General features: G+C 66.4%; 9 protein-coding genes. All 9 read right to left on the reverse strand.

Annotated elements, in window-relative coordinates:
- Nucleotides 1-2 precede the first annotated feature (2 nt).
- Nucleotides 3-767, reverse strand: a complete 765-nt coding sequence (locus H1S04_RS18120) for a PP2C family serine/threonine-protein phosphatase (RefSeq protein WP_181746888.1) — start codon at nt 765-767, stop codon at nt 3-5.
- Nucleotides 764-1,462, reverse strand: coding sequence for a type VI secretion system-associated protein TagF (gene tagF / locus H1S04_RS18125; RefSeq protein ID WP_181746889.1), 699 nt, complete (start codon nt 1,460-1,462; stop codon nt 764-766). Before tagF ends, H1S04_RS18120 begins: the two co-directional genes overlap by 4 nt.
- Entirely contained in the window at nt 1,459-5,103 is a 3,645-nt protein-coding gene (gene tssM / locus H1S04_RS18130) for a type VI secretion system membrane subunit TssM (RefSeq protein ID WP_181746890.1), read from the reverse strand. Before tssM ends, tagF begins: the two co-directional genes overlap by 4 nt.
- On the reverse strand, nt 5,100-6,980 hold the full coding sequence (icmH, locus tag H1S04_RS18135; RefSeq protein WP_181746891.1) for a type IVB secretion system protein IcmH/DotU: 1,881 nt from the start codon (nt 6,978-6,980) through the stop codon (nt 5,100-5,102). Before icmH ends, tssM begins: the two co-directional genes overlap by 4 nt.
- Entirely contained in the window at nt 6,980-8,314 is a 1,335-nt protein-coding gene (tssK, locus tag H1S04_RS18140; protein WP_181746892.1) for a type VI secretion system baseplate subunit TssK, read from the reverse strand. The genes icmH and tssK overlap by 1 nt, the downstream gene beginning before the upstream one ends.
- A gap of 95 nt (nt 8,315-8,409) precedes the next feature.
- Nucleotides 8,410-15,327 carry a hypothetical protein gene (locus tag H1S04_RS18145; RefSeq protein WP_181746893.1) on the reverse strand — a complete coding sequence of 2,306 codons (6,918 nt, stop codon included), beginning with the start codon at nt 15,325-15,327 and terminating at the stop codon, nt 8,410-8,412.
- A 115-nt stretch (nt 15,328-15,442) separates the two neighbouring features.
- Nucleotides 15,443-17,659 carry a M23 family metallopeptidase gene (locus tag H1S04_RS18150; protein ID WP_181746894.1) on the reverse strand — a complete coding sequence of 739 codons (2,217 nt, stop codon included), beginning with the start codon at nt 17,657-17,659 and terminating at the stop codon, nt 15,443-15,445.
- Nucleotides 17,660-17,664: 5 nt separating this feature from the next.
- Nucleotides 17,665-19,014, reverse strand: a complete 1,350-nt coding sequence (locus tag H1S04_RS18155) for a hypothetical protein (RefSeq protein ID WP_181746895.1) — start codon at nt 19,012-19,014, stop codon at nt 17,665-17,667.
- A 160-nt stretch (nt 19,015-19,174) separates the two neighbouring features.
- A complete protein-coding gene (locus H1S04_RS18160; protein WP_181746896.1) occupies nt 19,175-20,281 on the reverse strand; it encodes a DUF475 domain-containing protein in 1,107 nt (368 codons plus the stop codon).
- Between the last annotated feature and the right edge of the window lie 183 nt (nt 20,282-20,464).

The raw sequence follows: 20,464 nt of genomic DNA on the forward strand, positions 1-20,464 counted from the left end.
GCTCAGCCGCCTTCGCCCGGATCTTCGCCACCTGCCGCGGCATCGATGACCAGCACGGTCACATTGTCCTTGGCGCCGCGTTCCAGCGTCAGCCCGATCAGCTGCTCGGCCGTGTGCTGGGCATCGTGCCCGCTGTCCAGCAGAATGCCCAGTTCTTCGTCGGTCAGATGCTCGGTCAGGCCGTCCGAGCAGATCAGGAAGCGGTCGCCGGGCCGGGCCACGCCGGTCACCATTTCGGGCCGCGGGTCGTTGCCGATGCCGACGGCGCGGGTGATGACGTTGCGGCGGGGCGAGCTGCGGGCCTCCTCGGCGGTGATGGCGCCCTCGGCCAGCAGGGTGGCGACCTCGCTGTGGTCGCGGGTCATCGCCGTCAACTCGCCCTTGCGCAGCAGGTAGATGCGGCTGTCGCCCGCCCAGGCGCAGGACAGTTCGGCCCCGAAGACCAGCAGCGCGGCGACGGTGGTGCCGACCGTATCCAGTTCGTGTTCGGCCGCATGTGCGCGGATGCGCTGGTGGGCACGGTGCAGCCGTTCCATGAAGCGGGCCCGCTGATCGGCGGCGGTGACCGCGACCCCCAGCGAGGACATTTCCTGCACGATGATGGCGCTGGCGATATCGCCCGCTTCATGGCCGCCCATACCGTCGGCGACGACCCACAGGCCCAGCTCGGGCAGGGTGGCGTAATTGTCCTCGTTATGGCTGCGCACGCGGCCCTGATGACTGAGCGCGGCGGTCTGGAAGATCAGCGGCGTGGTTTCGGCATTCATGCCCGCGCCTCATCGGCGGGGGAGGCGGCGCCGGGTTGAACCTGTCCCGCGACCAGAAGCCAGCCCATTTCGGCGGGGCCCGGCCAACCGGCACAGGCCATCAGCCCGCTTTGCTGGCCCGGCTGCTCCTCGGCGGCAAACCACCAATAGCTGCGCCCGGCCTGTGCATGGGCGTAATCGGTGCCCCCCAACTCGGCCAGGAAGTCCTGCGGGGCGCGGGTCGCATTCGTGGCCCAGAAGCTGGCGCCGGGGGTGATGCGTTCCTCAGCCGGGGCGGGCAGATGGGTGGCAAGCGCGGCCGCCACCTCGCGCGGTTCGAACCGGTCGACATGGGTAAGCTCGCGCAATTCCGCCAGCGCCTGATCGTAGAAGCGCTGATCGGAATCGACGACCGGCGAGGCCCCGCCCGTGGCCTGGGCCACGATCAGCGGAAAGCGCCGCCCGCTGCGATCGCGCGAGGGGACCATGACGCCGCGCAGCGCCGCGTTGCCGGTCAGGCCGGCGCCGATCCAGAAGCGCAGGGCGGGCGCGCGGTCGAAGACAGGCTGCCAATCGGCGTCCATGCCGTTGCGCCATGCACCGAGGACCTGTGCCAGCCAGTCCATGACCCGGCTGGCGCTGTCGGCAGGCACTTCGCCGGCGGCCAGAAAGTCGCCGAAACCAGGGTGTTTGCCGAAGACGGCGGTTGCGCTCAATCGACGCTCTGCGGACATTCGAATTCTTTCAGTTCCGGCATCGTGAAGGGATTTGCGATGGCGTTGATGGTGAAATCATAAGTAATATTGCGCCCCCCGATGGTATAGGTGGCGCGCAAGGTGTCGCCGCGCTGCTGGCGCGAGCTGGCGGCGTTCAGGAAATCGATGAAGGTCCAGGCGCTGCCATCAAAGCGCAGCTCGGACGGGCGGTCCAGTGACGGCTCCAGCTTCAGCAGGGTGGCCTTGCCCGTGCCCGGCCAGATCACCGTGCGCGGCAGCGAGCCGGTGACGGTCGGAACCAGCGTGTCATTGATCGCCAGCATGGCGCTTTCGATGGTCGGATGGGCGTCGACCTGCGCCACCGTGATCTCGACCGAGGGGCTGGTGCCATTGCCGGCGAAGAAGGCGCGGCGGATCTTCTCGGCCCGTTCGAACTGCTTCAGCGTATTGACCGACAGCCGTTGGGTAATCTCCTTGTCGTCGCGCCAGACCAGACCCTCCTCGGTCCGGTTGACATAGGGATCAAGATATTCGTTGAAATACCGGTCCATCGCGCCGCCCGGTCCGAAGAAGGCGGTGAAATTGTCGATGGACAGGCTGCGCGTCGAATCGGCGAAAGGATAGGCGGCCGCAATGGTGTCGCGGCAGGTGAAGGTGATACTGTCGCTGAGCGCGCGGTTCATCGTTTCGATGCTGGAATCGGAGGCGCCGGCGCGGAAGTCGTCTTCGGCCCGCGTCATCATCGCCGCCAGCGATTCCGGCAGGCGTGAATTGTTGCGGGTCAGCGTGTTCAGCAGCGTGGGCAGCGCCGCATCGGCGGGGCCGGGATTGGCCTCGGCGTCGCGGCGGTTCATCCAGATCGCCCCAAGATCACCAAGCAGGGTGTCGATGGGGCGCGCGTTTTCATTGCCCTGCAACAGCGCGTGCCAGCCCTTGAACTCGTCGGTGATGGCCTCGATCGGGGCGAAGACGCCACCTTCGGAAGTCCCGTCGGCCCCGCCGCTGCTTTCCCCCGGCCGGATCTGGGTCTTGCCGCGCTTGCGGTTGGCTTCCTCCAGCAGGATACGCTGCATGCCGCCCGTGCGCGAGATGAAGCGGTTCAGCAACTGGTTGGCCACCGCCCCGCCAGAGCCGCCATTGCCGCCCGCCATGGCCGTCGCCAGCTCTTCCTGAGGGATGCTGGCGGCGTCGTCGATCTCGCGGGTGAGGTAGGTTTCACGGTCGACGCTTTCGACCAGCCGCATGATCGGCGAACCCGAGGCAGACGAGGCCGCCCCCAGCGCCGCATATTGCGGCTTGTCCGCGACCATCGACACCAGCGTCAGGTTGCCCAGCATCCCTTGCCAGGCGGCGATATATTCGCGGCGATAGCGTTCCATCAGGTCGCGGTCCAGACGTTGCAACCGCCGGTCGATATCGGTGGAACTGGCCTGTTCGCCCAGCACCCACTGGTCCTTGCGCAGCTGTTCGCCGACCACGTCCAGCTGGTCGAAGAAATAGCCCCAGAATCCTTCATAGGTATAGAGTGCCGGCACCGTCAGCGTGGCGAGGTCGCTGCCGTCGCGGGTGGCGAAGACCTGGGCGGCGGGGCCGTCGATCTTCTTGACCAGTTGCCATTCTTCCAGATTGGTGGCGTTGATCGCCCCGTCGACGATCAGCGCATAGGCCTGTTCGTCCAGCGGCAACTGGGCGATGGCGGCGCGGGCGCGGTCGACCGTGGCCTGATCCAGCGCCACCAGCGGCGCGCGGCTGTCATCCAGGGCCAGCATCGCGTCCAGATGCGCCTCCAGCCCGTCGGCAAAGCGGATGCCTTCCAGCCCCGGATATTCCTGCGCCCACGCCTCGTCGAACCAGGCCTTGATTGCGGCATCGTCGGAGGTCTCTCCCTGCTTGCCCAGCAGCAGATAGACCTTCAGCGCGCGATAGATCTGCGTCATCTCGCCGGCGGCGATGATCTGCGGCATCTTCTGTTCCAGATCGAGGATCAGCCGGGGCCGCATCATCCGTTCCAGCGCCTGCGCATAGGTGTCGGTGGCGACGGCGTTCAGCCGCTTGCGCTGACCAAGGCCCATCCGTTCCCAGATACCGGGATCCTGGCTGTCGCCGTAACCCGCCGGCATGGATTTCAGATCGTCCAGCAAGGGCGCCACCGGGCGCAGATCGGTGTCCGAGATCACGTCGCGGTTCAGCTCATCGACGGCGGCGCGGGCATAGCCCTGGGTCTCGGCCTCGGCGGTGCGCACAAGGCTGAGGTTCTTCCAGTAGCTGTAGCCGAGCGCGCCCGCCATTCCCAGCGTGGCAAGCGCGATGGCCATCAGCGCGGTGGTGCGGATCAGCAGCGCCCGCTGCACGGCCTTGCGGTCATGGCTGACCCAGCCCTGTTCGGGGATCACCACCCGCTTCAGCAGGTCATGGATGAAGAAGCTCTTGCCGCGCCCCGACATGAAGGCGGCCGGGAAGACCGAGGCACCGTCCTGCCCGGACTGGATCGCCCCCAGCACCTGATCGATCGGCGTGCCTTCCTGCGTGCCCGAGGTGAAATAGAAGCCGCGCAGGATGGCATTGGTCTTGTAGCGCGTGGGTTCGAACACCCGGCGCAGGAAATCCGCGATATTGTCGCGCAGAAGCGCCATCTGACCCGGCAGCCCGAAGATGGCGATGCGCGAGATGCCGTCGGGTTCTTCGGACAGCCGGTCCGCAACCTCGTCCGACAGCCGGGCGACCAGGCGGTCGAACTCGGCCGGCACCGCTTCATGGGTGATGGCCTTGCGGTCGGCGGTCTGGAAGGTGGTGCCCCAGACCAGCTTGCGCCGGCTCTGGCTGAAGCTGGCGAAATATTCGCGGAAACCGGCGATCAGGTCGGCCTTGGTGAACATCACATAGACCGGGAAGTCGATCTTCAGCCGCTCGTGCAGCTCGGCCAGACGGGCGCGCACGGTTTCGGCATGGCGGGCCAGCGTTTCGGGGCTTTCGGTCATCATGTCCTCGACCGAGAAGGACAGGATCACCCCGTTGACCGGCTGGTTCGGCCGGGTCTTCTTCAGCAGGTCCAGAAACGCATCCCAGCTGGCCTTGTCAGCGGTCAGATCGCTGTCCTGAGTGGTATAGCGCCCAGCGGTATCGATCAGGAGCGCATCTTCGGAGAACCAGAAATCCATGTTGCGGGTGCCGCCGAAGCCCGTCACGGCCTTGTCCTGCGCCAGCGGAAACTCCATTCCCGAATTGGCGATGGCGGTGGTCTTGCCGGCGCCGGGCGGTCCGATGATGATATACCACGGCAGGTCGTAGAGAGAGCTGGACCCTCCCGATTTCTTAAGGACGCCAAGCGCTTCCTGCATCTTCTCGGCCAGAATCTTGCCGTCGCCTTCGGGTTCGACCGGGATCAGCGCGGCCTCGATCTCGCGCGCGGCACGGACGCGGCGGCGCCAGCGGATGAAGGCCAGCAGGAAGAAGATGCCAAGGATCAGCCCGATCAGCGTGGCGCGCAGCCACACGGTCGTCAGCGGCCCCCAGCCGGTCATCGGGCCGCCGATCCAGATCGCGGCGCACAGCCCCGCAAGCCCGAGGATGGTCACGAACCAGCGCCACCAGGCATGTTCACCCCAACGCGGAAAGCGCAGGTAATAGCCGAAAAATCTCACTGGGGCGTCTCCGTCTCGGGCGTCTCGGTCGCGGCGGCCAGGGCTTCGGCCGTGTCGGTGGCGGCTTCATAAGACCCCTCGCGCGCCAGCAGCAGGTCGACCCGCCGGTTGGCGGTGCGGCCTTCGTCGGTGGCGTTGTCGCCGACCGGATCATCCTCGCCGCGGCCGGCGGCTTCCAGCCGGCTGGCATCGGTCATCAGGGGCGCCAGCACCCCCAGCACGGAATCGGCGCGGGCCTGCGACAGCTGGTAATTGTCCTTGTATTGCCCACGGCCCGACATCGGCACGTTGTCGGTATGGCCCTCGATCAGGACCGGGCCGGGTTCGCTGTTCAGCACCTCGGCAATGCGCGCGGCCAGATCGCCGAAACCCGGCTTCACCTGGACCTTTCCGGTGTCGAACAGTTGCAGGTTGCCGACGCGGATGGCGATATAGTCGCCCTTCTGTTCGACCTGCACCCGGCCATCGGCGATTTCGGGGCTGAAGGCATCGCGGACGCGCTGCAATTGCGTGGTTTCGGGGGCGACGAAGGCGATCTGGGTCGTGCGGTCGATCTGCAGGGTCGGCGCCCCCTGATGCAGCGCCCGCATCTCCGCCGCCACCGCCGAGCCGTCGCGGTTGATGAGCGTCGAGAAGGTGGCGAAGATCCCCAGCAACGCCGCTGCGGCGATGCCCGCCACCGCCGGGATCGGGATGGCGCCGAAACGTCGCCGGCGTCCCTGTTCGACCGGCGCCCAGGTGACCGAGATATCCTCGTCCGGGCGCGGCTTCACCCGGCGCAGGCTTTCATAGATCGCGCCGCGATACCGCGCCAGTTGCACGGCGCCGTTGGGGGCAGTGCGGAACTGGCCTTCGAAGCCCAGCGACAGGCAGACCAGCATCAGCTCCAGCAGGTTATAGCGTTGGGCGGGGGCCTGCAGGGCTTTCTCGACCTCCTGAAAGAAACCGACGCCGGAATCGCGCTTGTGGAAGAAGCGTGCGACCATCGAATATTGCTGCCAGTCGCCGCGATTGCCGCCGGGCAGGTTCTGGACGATATCGTCCGCCGTGCCCGACAGCGCATATTTCGCCACCAGCACCTCATGCGGGTCCACGCCGGCGGCGCGGGCATTCTGCTCGAAGCGCTCGATCTCGCGGGTCACATGCTCCATCAGGGGGGCGACCTGCAGTTCCACCAGCCCGGTGCGCAAGCGGCCCAGCAGGATCAGCAGCGGCGCCGCCGCCGCCAGCAACGGGTTCGAGGACGAGGCCGCGCCAAGGTCGCGGACGCGCAGCGCCTCGTGCAGGGGGATGCGCGGCGTCGTCTGGCGAGGGGCGCTGTCGGGCTGGTGATATTGCGGAAAGAAGCCCTCATCGCCCTGACCGGGCGCACGGCCGATCTGCCCTACCTGATCGAACGGGCTGGCAGAGCCGCCGTGACCCGCCTGCCCGACCGGCGCCCCCGGATAGCCCGGCTGAGCGCCATGCGGCGCCGCCGGATAGGCGGGGAAGGGCGAGCCAGACTGCGCGGGCGCCGAGGGCGCCCCGACCCAGGTCCCCCCTGAGGGCGGGGCATGGCCGGAAGGATAACCGCCCGGCGCGGGATAACCACCCGGCTGCGGACCGCCGGGCGGATAGCCCCCCGGTCCCGGTGCATAGCCCGGCGTCTGTCCTGGCGCGGGGGGATAGGGGTTGGCATAGGGCGACTGCTGGCCCGGCGGGTTCAGCTGGCCGCCGATGACGGTGCGGTCGTCCCCGCGCGCGGGGGGGGCGGGAAAGGGCGATTGTGGCTGACCGAACGGGTCGTCGGCCGGCCGGCTCTGGCCGGGGCCCTGACCGAATCCGTTGCGGCCGCCAAGATCGGTGCGGTCGTCGTCGTCCTTGCGCCCTCCGGCCATCACGTCCCCTCCGGCACCGCCCAGAATTCAAGTTGCAGATCGGGCCAGTCGCCCGCGAAATGCATCCCCACCGCCGGTGCGACGGAAAATTCGCGCCACAGCGGCGAGTTCTTCTCCAGCCGGAAATAGACGTGGCTGGACAGAACCCGGATCTGCCGGGGCGGGTTCGGCATATGCAGCAGCTGGATGCCGGGCAGGTTGTTGTTCACGATCTCGGCCATGCGGGTGTTCGGACCGACCTTGCACAATTCGGGGAACTGGGCCTGCACCTGCGCCAGCGGCTTCGCGCTTTGCACCTCGATGATGAAGGTCGCCTCGCGGAACAGATTGCGATCGGCGACCTGCGCCAGATAAGAGTTCTGGCGCACCTGCTGTAGCGGCAGACGGATCGCCCGGCCGATCTCGCGCGACAGGAAGCGCTGGATGTCGGCCACAATGGGCGCGAAGCTTTCCTTCGGATTTTCATGGTCATAAGCGGGGTAATCCGCCGCCATGCGGTTGGCGCCGTCAAAAGTCGCCAGTTCGCCCGCCAGCGCGATCAACTGGCGATACAGCATCTCGGGGTGGAGCGCGAAGGTCTTGGACAGGTGCCGCAGCAGGCCGATATTGCGGTTCAGCACCATCAGCATCAGATAATCCGCGGCCTGCATTCCACCTCCGGCCGAGGGGTCGGCGGCAAAGCGCGCCAGGCTTTCCAGCCGCGCCTCGATCCAGCCGATCACGCGGGTCAGATAGCCGAGGATCTGCGGATGGGCGCCGATCACCAGCGCCGGCGGCGGCGCGGTCTCGTCCAGCGTCACCACACCGTCGCGCACCTCGGAGATGCGGGCGATGCGCAGGTTCTGATAGCCGGGGCGCGGAGTCTTGCGGATGACCAGTTCCAGTCGGGGCACTGCCAGTTCCAGCACCTGTTCATTGCGTCCGGCGGCGGCGGTATCGGCCACGGCTTCGGTCAGGATCCCCCAGCGGGTGGAGCTGCCTTCCTCCTGATAGGGGGCCATGTCGCGCATGTTGGGCGAGCTGTCGGGCAGCGTCAGCCAGACGAACTGGCCGGCGGCGTCGTCGGGCACGGCGACGGGAACGGGCAGCGGCCCGGTGCCCGGCGCGTCGAACGGCGTGCCGTCGGGCATCACCCCCGAAATCGCCCGCAGGCTGATGCGGCCCTGCTGGCAGGCATCGCGGTCCACGGTCAGGTCGCTGACGCCCCAGGGGTAGGGGGTCAGCAGCCGGGTGCGCGCGTTGACGAGATTTTCGACATAGCGATCAGCCTGCTGAAGATGCTGGGGCTGCATGAACAGCCCCTCTTTCCAGGCAACCTTGCTGAACCACGACATCGGGAAATCTCCCCTTCAAAAAATCGAACCGATCCGGCCGGCGCGCCGCCGCCCGGAACAGGCCCGCAGACTAAATCACTGCCGGGCGGATGCAATCAGAACTGCCACCGGATCTGCCCGGTCACCCCGACGCTGTCGATATTGCTGCCGAAGCGGCCGTCGATGCGCGCACTGGTCGAGAACTGGCGCGCCCCGCCGGCGCGGCCGGGGTTCAGCACCTTCAGATAGTTCGCCCCGATGCTGAGTTCGGTATAGGATTTCAGGTTGTCCGAGGTCATCACCTGGGTTTCATATCCCTCCAGGTCGTCATTATACAGCCGCGAGACGGCCGCATCCGCGAAGTCCTTGTAATAGGTCGCGGTGGCGAAGGTCTGGATGGCGGCGTTCTCCTCCAGCCGGACGAAGGACTTGCTGACGGTGGCGCCGACGAAGCCGATCTGGCGCTCGCTGTCGTCGAACTCCATCCAGAAACCATCCTCGAAGCTGATGCTGTCGGTCGAGTATTTGGACCAGGCAAATCCGACCGTCGGGGTCAGGTTCCAGCCCGTCTTGGCAATCGGCATCGAATAACTGACCGAACCCGACAACGTATAGCCGTCGCTGCTGAAGTCGGGATCGGTGATCCCCAGACCATCGCCGACGACCGGCTTGTTCTTCAATTCGAAGTCGGTCTTTTCCATGCGGAACTGCAGGTCGGCCACCCAGCGGTCCTTGCTGGCCGTGGCATAGACGCCGATATAGCGCTGCTGGAAGTCGGTGGTGGTGATGCTGGACAGCGCCCCGGTGGTCGCCTGCGAATCGTAGCCGTTGATGGCATAGATCGGTTGGCGCGAGTCGCCGATGTTGACGCCACCAAGCGCCCCGAAGGCCATATCCCAGCCGTCGAACCGGTCATCGAAACAGGCCAGGTCGATGCCGCCCTGCATCCCGTAATAGCTGGCCGAGACCTTGTTGTTCAGCACGCTGACCTGGTTGTCGGTCTTGCCTTCGACATCGGCGGTCCCGCCTGTGGCCCGGCCCCAGCCGCCGACGCCGCAGGGCTTGTCGGCGCTGTCCACAACCAGACCGGTGACATAGGGGCTGGTCGGCCGGTTGATGACCGAGCCGATCAGCGACTGCACCAGCGTGACGTTGGCGAACATGGCCCCGATGGCCGGGTTCACCTGGCTGACCAGCGTCAGGTCGCCCCCCGCATTCATCTGGTCGACCGAATAGACGATCCGCTCGGAGGCGTTCGAAAGCGGCGTCGCCGAATAGGTGAAGTCATTCTGGCTGCCGAAGCTGTCATCGACATCCAGCAGCATCACCCGCTTGCCCACCAGCGAGCCGGTCTCCTTGTCGGGGCTGGAGAAGGTCAGCTGCAGATTGCCGGTGGTCCGTCCGCCGTCGACCACGATCTGGTCAGCCGCCAGCGTATCGCCGGTCTTGACGTCCATCAGCACGGCGCCATTGCCCGCCAGTCCGCCCAGCGTCAGCTTGCCGGTGGGACTGCCGTTCTGCATGTCGATGGTACCGTTATTGGTCAGCCGCCCGGCGATCCTGCCGCTGATGTCGTTCGTCGCCAGCGTCCCCTCGTTGGTGGCGGCGCCGCGCAGCGTGCCATCGAGGACCAGTGTGGTGCCTTTCGAGATCAGCGTGTTCGCGGCGCTGATGCGGGTGCCGCTGGCGATCCTGTGGTTCTTGTCCAGCGTCAGCCTGCCGCCGATCGACAGGCCGTCATTGGTGACCAGCTTGCCGCCCGTATAGGTGACATTGCCGGTCACGGTCCCGCCCAGAGAGGCAGTGCCGGACGTGGCCTGCAGCGACCCATCCAGCGTACCCGTCTGCGTATAGGCGCCGTAGTTGGTGACCGTGGTGGTATCGAGGGTGCCACGCAACCTGAGGGCCGAGTTGAATCCGTTGGTGACGCCGCTCAGCACCGTCAGCGTGGTGCCGGCCTCGATCGTCATGCTGGAGCCGGTCGCAGCCTTGGGCGCCGCCGCAGAGGTCATCGCCGCGGCACGGTTGGTGCTGGGGAGGGCGCCGTTGGTGATCGCGCCCTTGATCGTCAGGTCCTTGCTCAACGACAGGGTGGCGCCCCTGTTGATCAGGTCCTTGGTGATCGTGCCACTCATCGAGGTCGTGCTGCCCGCACGGGTGGTCAGCGACCCGTCGATGGTGCCGTTGCCGGCCACCGTGCCGCCATTGTCGACATTGCCGGTGACAGTGCCACGGTCAAAGGTGATAATGCTGCCGGTGGCATTGGCGACATCGGCCTGCACATTGCCTGCGATGTTGAGCTGGCCGTTGTTGCGAACCGCGTTGGCCGAGGCGAGCGTGTCACCCGCATTGACTTTCACGTTCCCGTTGTTGGTCAGCTGGCCGGCAGTCAGCGCACCATTCGTCGTCACCGTGCCGGTGTTGAGGATCTCTGTGACCTTGCCGGACAGATTGGCGTTGTTGCTGTTGGTCAGCCTGCCGTTGATGGTGCCACCGGTCAGGCGCAGCGTCTTGGCGTTGCTGACATTGCCGTCCAGCGTTCCGGCAATCGTCATCAGGCCGCTGTTGGTGGCGGTGGTCCGGGTGACCAGCTGGTCGGTCGCCTCGACTGCGATCACGCCGGTTCCGGTGTTGTTCAGACCGGCCACCGTCAGCTTGCCCAGGATGTTCAGGCTCTTGTTGTTGGTGATCCTGCCCGCGTTGCCGCCGATATTGGCATTGCCGCTGTTGGTCAGGCCGCCGGTCAGCTTGCCGTTGCCCCGGACCACGCCGCGGTTGATCAGCAGGCCGGTCATCTCGCCGCCTTCCAGCTGCAGGGTGCCGGCAAGGTTGTTCGACAGCCCCCCATCCAGCGTGCCGCCGAGGCTGATAGTGCCACTGTTCGCCCCCGTCGCGGCGGTGCCGAGCGTATTCCCCTTGGAGATATTCAGCGTCGCCTGGTTGACCAGCTTGCCAAGCGCCAGCCGGCCGGTCGCGTTCAGGGTTCCGGTGTTGGTCAGCGTCCCGGTGACCGTGCCGGCACCGGCGAGCGTGCCGCTATTGCTGACCGCGCCGTCGATGGTGCCACCGCGCATGTCGGTCGTCGCCCCGGCGCGGTTCTGGACATCGCCTTTCAGCCGACCTGAAATGGCGAGACGGCTGGTGTTGAAGGTCTTCTTGGCCGCCAGCGTCTGGCCCGCGCCCACATTGGTCAGGCCGCTATTGGTCAGGAAGCCCTCGATGGTGCCATTGCCCAACAGGGTGCCCCCATTACGGACATCGCCGGTGATGAGGCCGTTGCCGCTCAGTGCCGTGGTGGCGTCGGCGTCGCTGGTCAGCGTGGCGTCCAGCTTGCCGGCCACGCTCAACAAGCCCTGATTGTCGACCACATTGGCCGAGGCCAGCGTGGTGCCGGCCTTGACGTTGGTGCTGCCGGTATTGGTCAGGTTGGCGATGGTCATCGTGCCATTGGTCACCAGCGTGCCGGCGTTGCTCAGGCTGTTGCTGAGGGTTCCATGACCGCCAATCAGGCCGATGTTGGTGACCGGGCCGGTGATGGTGCCCCCGTTCAGCAGCACATTCGCCTCCGCGCCGTTCACCAGACCGGCGCGCAGCGTCCCGTCGACCTGCACCAGCCCCTTCTGGTTGTCGACGGCCGCGGTCGAGACCAGCTGATCGCCGGCCTCCACCCGCACGGTGCCGGTATTGACCAGCCCGGTTACGTTCAGGGTGCCGGCCGTGCTCAGCCGGCCCGCATTGGTGACCCCCGACATCTGACCGGCAATAGCGGCGATGCCGGTATTCTCCAGATTGCCCGCAATGGTCCCGCTGCCCGTCATGATGCCGGCATTGTTGACGGTCTTGGTGATGGTGCCCCCATCCAGCCTGGTCGAGCTGTTGGCCTTGTTGATCAGGGCGCCATCCAGCGTGCCGGTGACGCGCACATGGCCGCTGTTGTCAATCGGAACGTCGGCGGTCAGGGTGTTGCCGTTCTCGACCAGGATCTGGCCGCCATTGGTGATCTGGGCCGCCACCTTGCCGGTGCCGGTGAGGATGCCGGAGTTGTTGAGTGTCCCGTTCAGCGTGCCGCCATTGACCAACCGGACGCGGGCGCCGCCGACATTGGTAAGCGGGGCGGTCAGTGTGCCGCCGATGGTCATCGTGCCAGCGGTGTTTTTGGCGTTTGCCGCCGTGACCGCGCCGTTCGTGTTGATGGTGAAGTTGCCGGTGTTTTCCAGCGCATCGACGTTCGACAGGCTGCCATTTGCCTGCACCAGGAAGTCGCCGCGGTTGGTGATGCTGTTATTGGCCGCGTTCTGGGCGGCGGTGACCGTGACATTGCCACTGGCCGCGTTCAGCAGGCCGCCATTCATCGGGCTGGTGCCGTCCAGCGTCAGGTTGCCGTAGTTGGCGACGAAGCCGTTCAGGGTCACGCCGGAGGTGCTGACGTTCGAATTCTTGCCGAACGAGATGATATCGGCTTCGATCGTCAGGCTGCTGCCGGCGCCCGTGACATTGATCGTGCCGTTGTTGTGGAAGGTGCCGTTTTTGACAAAAAGCTGCGCGTCGGCAACCGTCCCGGTGATGGTCCCGTGGTTGGTCAGGTTGCCGCTTACCGTCGAGATACCGGTGACGTTGGTGGTCGCGCCCAGCTGATTGACCACGGTTCCGGTGACACTGGCATTGTTCAGGTTCAGTGTATTTTCGTTCGACAAGCCGCCATTGGCCTCGAGCGTATTGTTGACGGTCAGGGCGCCGCCGTTGGTATAGGCCCCTTGCGAGACCAGCTTGCCGTTCACGGTGATCGCACCGGTGCCTTCCACCGTGCCGTTGGAGGTCAGCGTCTCGCCGGTATCGACGGTGATGGTGCCGGTGTTTTTCAGGCGGCCGACGGTCAGGTTTCCGTCGAGGCTCAGCTGGTTGTTGCTGTTGTCCAGCGTGCCGGTGATCGCGCCGCCAAGGTTCGCAGTACCATTGTTCGTGACATTGCCTGCGATCCTGACCTTGCTGTTCAGAACGCCACTGGCATTGTTGGTCACGTTGCCGGTGATGGTGTTGCTGTTGGCCAGCAGGCCGCTGTTGTCGACATTCCCCGACAGTTCGCCCAGCACGCGCACCGTGCCGCCCTGTTCGTTGGTGATCGTGCCGGTCGAGGTCAGCGTCTGCCCGGCCTTCACCTCGACCGTGCCGGTCTGGCGGTTGGTCAGGCTGCCGGTTTTCAGGTTGCCGGTGAGGGTCAGGTTGCTGGTGCTGTTGTCCAGGTTTCCGGTGATCTCGCCCGCCAGGTTCGCGGTGCCGTCATTGTCGAGGTTGCCGTCGATTCTGGCGCTGCTGTTGATGGTGCCGATATTCGCGACATTGCCCTTGATGCCGCCGCTGTTGGAACCCGTCCCCTGCAGGTTCAGCGTGCCGCTGTTGTCCACAGTGTTGGTGGAGGTGAGCGTGGCCCCGCCATTCACGTCCAGCGTGCCCGAGTTGGTCACACGTGCCACGTTGAGATTGCCGGTCACGTCGACATCGGTGCCGCTGTTGTTCAGGGTGCCCGAAATCGAGCCGGCCAGATCCGCCGTCCCGCTGTTGGTCAGGCTGCCGACGATATCGCCGGTGCTGGTGATGTGGCCGACCGCCCCGGTCATGGTGTCATTCTGGTTGGTGACGGAGCCGATGATCTTTCCGGAGTTGGTGATGGTCCCGGTGTTCAGAACGGTATTGGAGTCAAGTTCGGCGCCATTCCTGATCGTCAGCGTCGCCTTGTTGCCGAGGTTGTTGAACGCGTCGAGGTCGTCAACTTCGGCGTTGGTTTCAAGCGTGAAGCCGCGTGTGTTGGTGATGCCGAAATCATTACCGCCATTATTATCAGTGCCGTCCAGCCTGACACCTTCGGCAACGGTGACCATAACAGTGTCGCTGCCTTCGATCAGCAGGCCGCCCCGAACGTCTCCGTCGAAAAGGTCCTCATTGCTGGAGTAGACGTGGTTGCGGTTCAGGACCTCAGTGCCGATGAGGATGACATTGTCCTGCGCAACGTAATTGCCACCCAGCAGAAACTCCTTCGCCTCGATTGTCCGATCCTCGAACCACCAGACGTTGTCGGTGACGATGGCGCCGTTGCTGGTCAACCTGCCGTTGATCGTCAGCGCCTTGTTGGAAGCGTCCTTCAGGTAGATCGTGCCGGTCCCGCGGTTCAGGACGTCGCCATCGATAGCGCCGCCCTGAGCGGAGATGAAGGTCGCGCCGGAATTGTCCAGCGTCCCCGTCACGGTGCCCCCGTCGAGATCGAACCAGTTTCCCGAAACGCCCCTGTTCGTCACATTGCCGTTAATCGTCGCGTCCTTGCGGACGGTGAAAATGCCATCATTGGTCACGAGCCCGGTGACGGTGCCGTTGTTGATGACGGCCACGCTGCTGCCGGCCTTGCTGTCTATGTTGCCGGTATGCGCGCCGGAAACCGCCACTGCCCCCCTGACCGTCAAGGTGCCCGCGGTCTCAGCCGTGCTTGTCGTGTTTAGGGCACCGCCTACCTCGACGGTGATTCCCGTTGTTCCGGCGCCCGCCGTCGCAGGCTTGCCGGAATAGAACAGCTTCACCCCTTTGTTGACAGCGATCTTGCCGGACAGGGTGGCGCCGACCTCGACTTCGACCGAGTTCCCAGCGGTCGAAAATTTCAGGCCCGTTGTGCTGTTTGCCGCTGACAGGCTACCGGTGCCGTTCGCGCCACTCGCCAAGGTAAAACCGTCATCGTTGACGCGGATCTCGTCAACCTTGATGTCGTCCTCGATCGTCAACGTGGCCGTTCCATTGCCCGGTATATCGTAAAGAACGGCCGTGCCCGCGCCAGGCCAGACCTGGTGGCTCTGGCCGTTGTCGTTGGTCCAGATGGCGCCCGACCAGGTGCCGTCGGTTGCCGAAACACCACTCCCGTTGCCGTTATCCAGATAAAGCTGGGCGGCGGCCGGCTCGACCGACGCCAGAAGCGGCAGCAGCGAGACGAGGGCAGTGGTGCGGAGGAGATGACCTTGGGGACGGCGGGGCGCAGCGGGCAGTCGAAGGGACATGGGCACTCGGATATCTGAACTGGGACGGGCGGCGATGAAATTCAGGGTAGTATCGCCAAGATTCGACGGATCACAAGGTTTTGTAGGCGCTGAGACCGCGGCATCAAGAATCCAATCAGATCGCGCGGCGAATTTGGTCGATCGCGGCAATAAAGGCACGGACTTCGGGCGAGACCGGCGCCTCGGTCATGACCGTCCCGCCGGAGCCGCCGCGCGCGCCGCTCATCTTGCGATCGGCCCAGCTGCGCAGATCGGCGATGCTGTAGCTGCGCAGGAAGGGGTTGGCCGCGATCACCGCGGCGCCCATCACCGCCGCGACCGAACTGGCCGGATCTGCCCGCAGCGCCTGATCGGCGCCGCCCGGACCCAGGAAATGGGCCAGATACAGACGGCCGGCGGTGATGTCATGGCCGCGGGCGCGCAGATAGGCCTCGTTCTCCTGGGCGAGGTGACGCACCATCTCGCGCGAGAGGTCGGGGTTGAAGCGCAACTCCAGCACTTCGGCGCGCGACATGCTGACCAGCAGATCGGGGCGATAGCTGCGGATCATCCGCAGCCATGTGCTTTCGATGAACTGCCCCAGCCCCGAGGCGGTCGACAGCGGGTTCCGCGCCCGCGCATTGCCGGCGCTTTCGACCTGGATGATCCGCCCGATCAACGCCTCGACCGCGCCCGATCCGGCAACCGGCGCGGTGCCCCCCAGCCGGGCCGAGGGATCGACCGGCGCGCCGCCTTCCAGCAACTGGAAGATCAGCCCCGGCTGGTTCTGTCCCGCCGGCAGTCCGACGGTGCCGATCTGGGTGCCTGCCTCGACCGGGCTGCCCTGCGCCAGTGTGGTCGAGACCGCCCCCAGCCCGCGATAGCGGCTGGCGCTGCCATCGGCATGGGTGATCTCGACGCTGGGGCCGAAGGCGGGGTCATTGGTGATCGCGGCCACGGTGCCGGTCGCAGCGGCGCGCACCGGACTGCCCTGCGGGGCGGACCACATGACATGGCCACGCAGCAGGTCGTTGGCGGTCGGGGCCGCGCCGCCTTCGGGCAGCGGGACGAAGCGCTGTGTCATCACCCCGGCAACCGGCGGGGTCAGCGCCGCGCCCCCGTCTGCGGGCAGGGCGACCTGGCGGCGGGTAAAGCAGGCGGGGTCTTCCTGCCCGGTGCCCGACTGGTCGAGCAGATAGCAGGGCTTGTCGCCCGACGGCCCGCTGACGCCGATGAACAGGATCGGCCCGGTCACGCCGGGCGGGGTCTTTTCACGGATCACTGTCAGCCGGTCGGCGGGATCGGCGAAGCCGTCCAGATCGTGGATCTTCGACATCATCGCCAGCGTCGAGCCGGCCTCGTCCGGGGTCAGGCTGGACCGGAGCGCGGCGGAATAGATCATGTCCAGCAGGCGCTGGGGCTGGAACTCGGCACCCGCCTTGCCGGCCAGCGTCTCGGTCACCACCTTCTGGTCCGCCCAGGCATCCGCCGCCGGCACTAGCTGCCCCGAGGCCGCCATCGCCATCGATCCCAGATATTGCCCCTGCTGGTAAAGGCCCAGCTGGATCACCTGCTTCGACGCCCCCTCGCCGCGGTAGCGCAGGGCCAGCAGAGTGCCGGGCTGGACCTCCTCGGGCAGGTTGAAGCTGGCGCGCATCCGCGCGGCGATGCGGTCGGCCTCGGCGTCGGGCAGCCCGTTCTCGGCCAGGATCGCGGACAGACTGCGCGGGGTGGTGGTCTTGATCAGGCTGTCGGTCCAGATCGGGCTGCGATAGGCCGGCTCGCGCAGAAAGACGGTGCCGGAAATGGCCGGCTGCGCGGGGTCCGTCGGCGTTGTCGCCGGGGCCGCGGTCTGACCGGCCGCATCGACCGCCGCCCGGCGTGCGCGGCTGCGTTCGGCCTGAAACATGGCGAATTCCTCGCGCGTGGCGGGCAGGGCCGCGACCAGCAGCTGGTCGGGCGCGCGCAGATCGGTGTTCAGCACCGTCAGCTCGTCCCCGCGCGCACCGCCGAGGCCGGCATTCATCAGCGCGGCGGGGGCCATGACGGTCTGGCCTTGCGCGGTCTCGCCCTGATCCATGCGCGGAATGATCATCGGATCGCCCGGAATATCCGTGAAGGTATCGCCGGGGGTGACGGGTGCGATGTCGAACTCCGCCTCGACCTGGGTCATCTGGTCGGCGCCGGTCAGGTGGGTCCAGAGTGTTTCGATCCGGGGCGCGAACTGCCACCAGATCGCCCCGCCAAGCGCCGCCACCGCCAGCCCGGCCAGCCCGCTGCGCTGCGCCGCCGATTTTCGGCGCCTGCGCCGGGCGGTCCGGCCCATCTGCTGAAAGCGCGGATCGACCTGCATCGGGGCTACTTGATCACGCCCGAACCCAGCGAGTTGACCAGATCCGGGTTGATCCGCGGGGCCGCACCGCTGGGTGCCCGGCGCGGCTGTTCGGCCGGTGCGTTCGGCTGCGTCCGGGCCGGGCGGCTGTTGGTCTGGCTGGTCGTGGCGCGGGTGCCGCTGGGGCGGGCTGACGTGTTGCGGCTGCCGGTGGCGCGCGGCGCGTTGCCGGCATTGTTGCGGGTCGGCGCGGCCTCGTTGCGCGGGACCGAGACGCGCTGTTCGACCGGGCAGCGCACGCTTTCATTGGTGACGATGCGGCGGAACAGTTCGGGGCCCGGCGCGGTCCCCGCCTGCGCCTGACCCAGCGTGCTGAAATAGCGTTGCAGTGCCGCCAGCGAGCCATTGCCCCAATTGCCGTCGACGCTGCCGTTATAGCAGTTCATCTGCGCCAGTTCCGTCTGGATGGCGGCCGCGTACTGGTTCCCCTCGGGGTCGAAGCGGCCCTCGTTCAGCATCATCTCGAAAAAGGCGATGTCGATCTGGCGGATGCGGTCGCGGACCTCTCGCGGGATGCCCAGCGGACCGCGGTTGGCGGCGCCGAGCAGGCTGGCCAGTTCGCCGACGATGATGGCGGGTTCGGGCTGGCCCGGACGGCGCCTCATGCTGACGGGCACGGCGCGGGGGGCGATCACTGCGGTCTCGGGCGCCGTGGCTGCGCCCTGCGGGGCCGCGGTTTCCGGCGCGGCGGCCCTGACCGGAGGGACGCTGGCCTCGCCGGCGCGGATCACGGCGGCCGGCGCGCCGGTCAGGCTGGTGCCGGCGGGCAGGGCGGTGATGATCAGCTTGCCGGACATGGCCGCCCCCGGCGGAACCGACCCGGCTCCGGGGGCAGTGGTGGCGGCGCTGGCGGAGGCGGTCAGGCTGGCGCCGGCGGGCAGCGCGGCCGGTTCCACCGCGGACAGGCGCAGGCCCTTCCCCAGCAGCAGCGCCAGCCGGTCACGCTCGGGCATGGCGGCGGCGCGTTCGGCCGCGGCGGCGATGGCTGTGGCATCGCAATCCGGCGTGGCCGGCTCCAGCAGCCAGAGCGGGCCTTGAACCGCCGCGCGCAGTCGGGCGGTTGCTGCCGGGGGATCGGCCCAGTCGCAGCTGTTGGCGATCAAAATCGCCGGGCGGGGCGGCGGCTGCTGCGGTTGGCGGCGAGGGGCATGGACCGGGGCCGGCGCGCGCTCGGGGGCGGCGGAGAGATGGATCATGCGGACCGAGCCGTCGACGATCCCGGCCAGTCGGGCGTCCAGATCGCGCGGGGATGCGAGCATGACGGCATCGGCCATCGCCTCGGCCAGGGCCGGGATGGGCAGCACACTCGTCAACATGGCCAGGAGCAGCACGCTGCGCCGCATGGGCCGGAACCTCCGCTTCGACAGCCGATTTCTAGCAGAAGCTGTGTTCCGAATGAACCCCCGGGGCGCACCGGACGGCCATGAAAACGGCCGCAGGAGATCCTGCGGCCGCGTATCGTTCGGGGTGCGGGGATCAGCCCTCGCGATGGCCTTCGCCGCCGATCCCGGCCGTCTCGGCCGCGACCGCGCTGCGGTTCCAGCGGATCGAGGACCACAGCGAGATGCCGATCAGTGCCGCACCGCCCAGACCGGTGACGACTTCGGGGATCTTCACGAAGCTCTGCACGAACATGATGACCGACAGGGCGATGATGGCATAGAAGGCGCCGTGTTCCAGATAGCGATACTGCGTCAGCGTGCCCTTCTCGACCAGCATGATGGTCATCGAACGTACATACATCGCCCCGATGCCGAGGCCGATGGCGATGACGAACAGGTTCTGCGTCAGCGCGAAGGCCCCGATCACCCCGTCGAAGCTGAAGGACGCGTCCAGTACTTCCAGATAGAGGAACGCACCGAGGCCCCCCTTGGCGCCTGCGGCGACCATTTCCTGGCTGCTGTCCAGAAGGCCGCCCAGCACCTCGACCAGCAGGAAGGTCAGCAGGCCCCAGATCGCGGACTTGAAGAAGACCTCGGATTCGACGGGATCGAGGAAATGCGCGAATCCCAGCACCACGACCAGCACGATGGCCACCTCGATGCCGCGGATGGTGGCATATTTCTGCATCTTGCTTTCCAACCAGCGCACCCAGTGCACGTCCTTTTCGTGATCGAAGAAGAAGGACAGGCCGACCATCATCAGGAAGGTGCCGCCGAAAGCCGCGATCGGAATATGCGCGTCATGCATGATGCGCGCATATTCCTCGGGCTGGCTGGCCGCCATGACCATCGCCTGCCACGGGCCGATCTTGGCGGCAACCACCACGATCAGCAGCGGGAAGACGATCCGCATGCCGAAGACGGCGATGATGATCCCCCAGGTCAGGAAGCGGTGCTGCCATTCCGGGGTCATGTCCTTCAGCTTGTTGGCGTTGACGATGGCGTTGTCGAAGGACAGCGAAATTTCCAGCACCGCCAGCACGCAGCAGATGAAGAAGATGGTCAGCATCCCGCCGACCGTGCCGGTCATCTCCCAGCCCAGAAAGGCGCCAAGCGCCAGGCCCAGGATGGTGACGATGAAGGCCCATTTGAAATAATGCAGCAGGCTACCGCCAGATGCTGATGTCGGATTGGTCTGCATGGCAGACTCCTCTTGCGGCGGGTCAGAAGAGAGTGCCGACATCACGAACGTGCCGCCACGTCCGCCAGAGGGGCCCGGTCACCAGGGGCTGTGTTCACGAAGACGCGAACGAGTGCAAATTGATGCTGGCCGGACCAAAAATCAAGAGATTCGTCTGCGGCGGGATGGTATGCCTCGCGATAT

This window comes from Paracoccus sp. S1E-3, assembly GCF_013868135.1.
In the GTDB taxonomy this organism is placed as follows: domain Bacteria; phylum Pseudomonadota; class Alphaproteobacteria; order Rhodobacterales; family Rhodobacteraceae; genus Paracoccus.

Coding starts and splice junctions, on each gene's coding strand:
- icmH (WP_181746891.1), bottom strand. CDS start 6,980: ATGGCCGGAGGGCGCAAGGACGACGACGACCGCACCGATCTTGGCGGC.
- H1S04_RS18155 (WP_181746895.1), bottom strand. CDS start 19,014: ATGTTGACGAGTGTGCTGCCCATCCCGGCCCTGGCCGAGGCGATGGCC.
- H1S04_RS18160 (WP_181746896.1), bottom strand. CDS start 20,281: ATGCAGACCAATCCGACATCAGCATCTGGCGGTAGCCTGCTGCATTAT.
- tssK (WP_181746892.1), bottom strand. CDS start 8,314: ATGTCGTGGTTCAGCAAGGTTGCCTGGAAAGAGGGGCTGTTCATGCAG.
- H1S04_RS18145 (WP_181746893.1), bottom strand. CDS start 15,327: ATGTCCCTTCGACTGCCCGCTGCGCCCCGCCGTCCCCAAGGTCATCTC.
- H1S04_RS18150 (WP_181746894.1), bottom strand. CDS start 17,659: ATGCAGGTCGATCCGCGCTTTCAGCAGATGGGCCGGACCGCCCGGCGC.
- H1S04_RS18120 (WP_181746888.1), bottom strand. CDS start 767: ATGAATGCCGAAACCACGCCGCTGATCTTCCAGACCGCCGCGCTCAGT.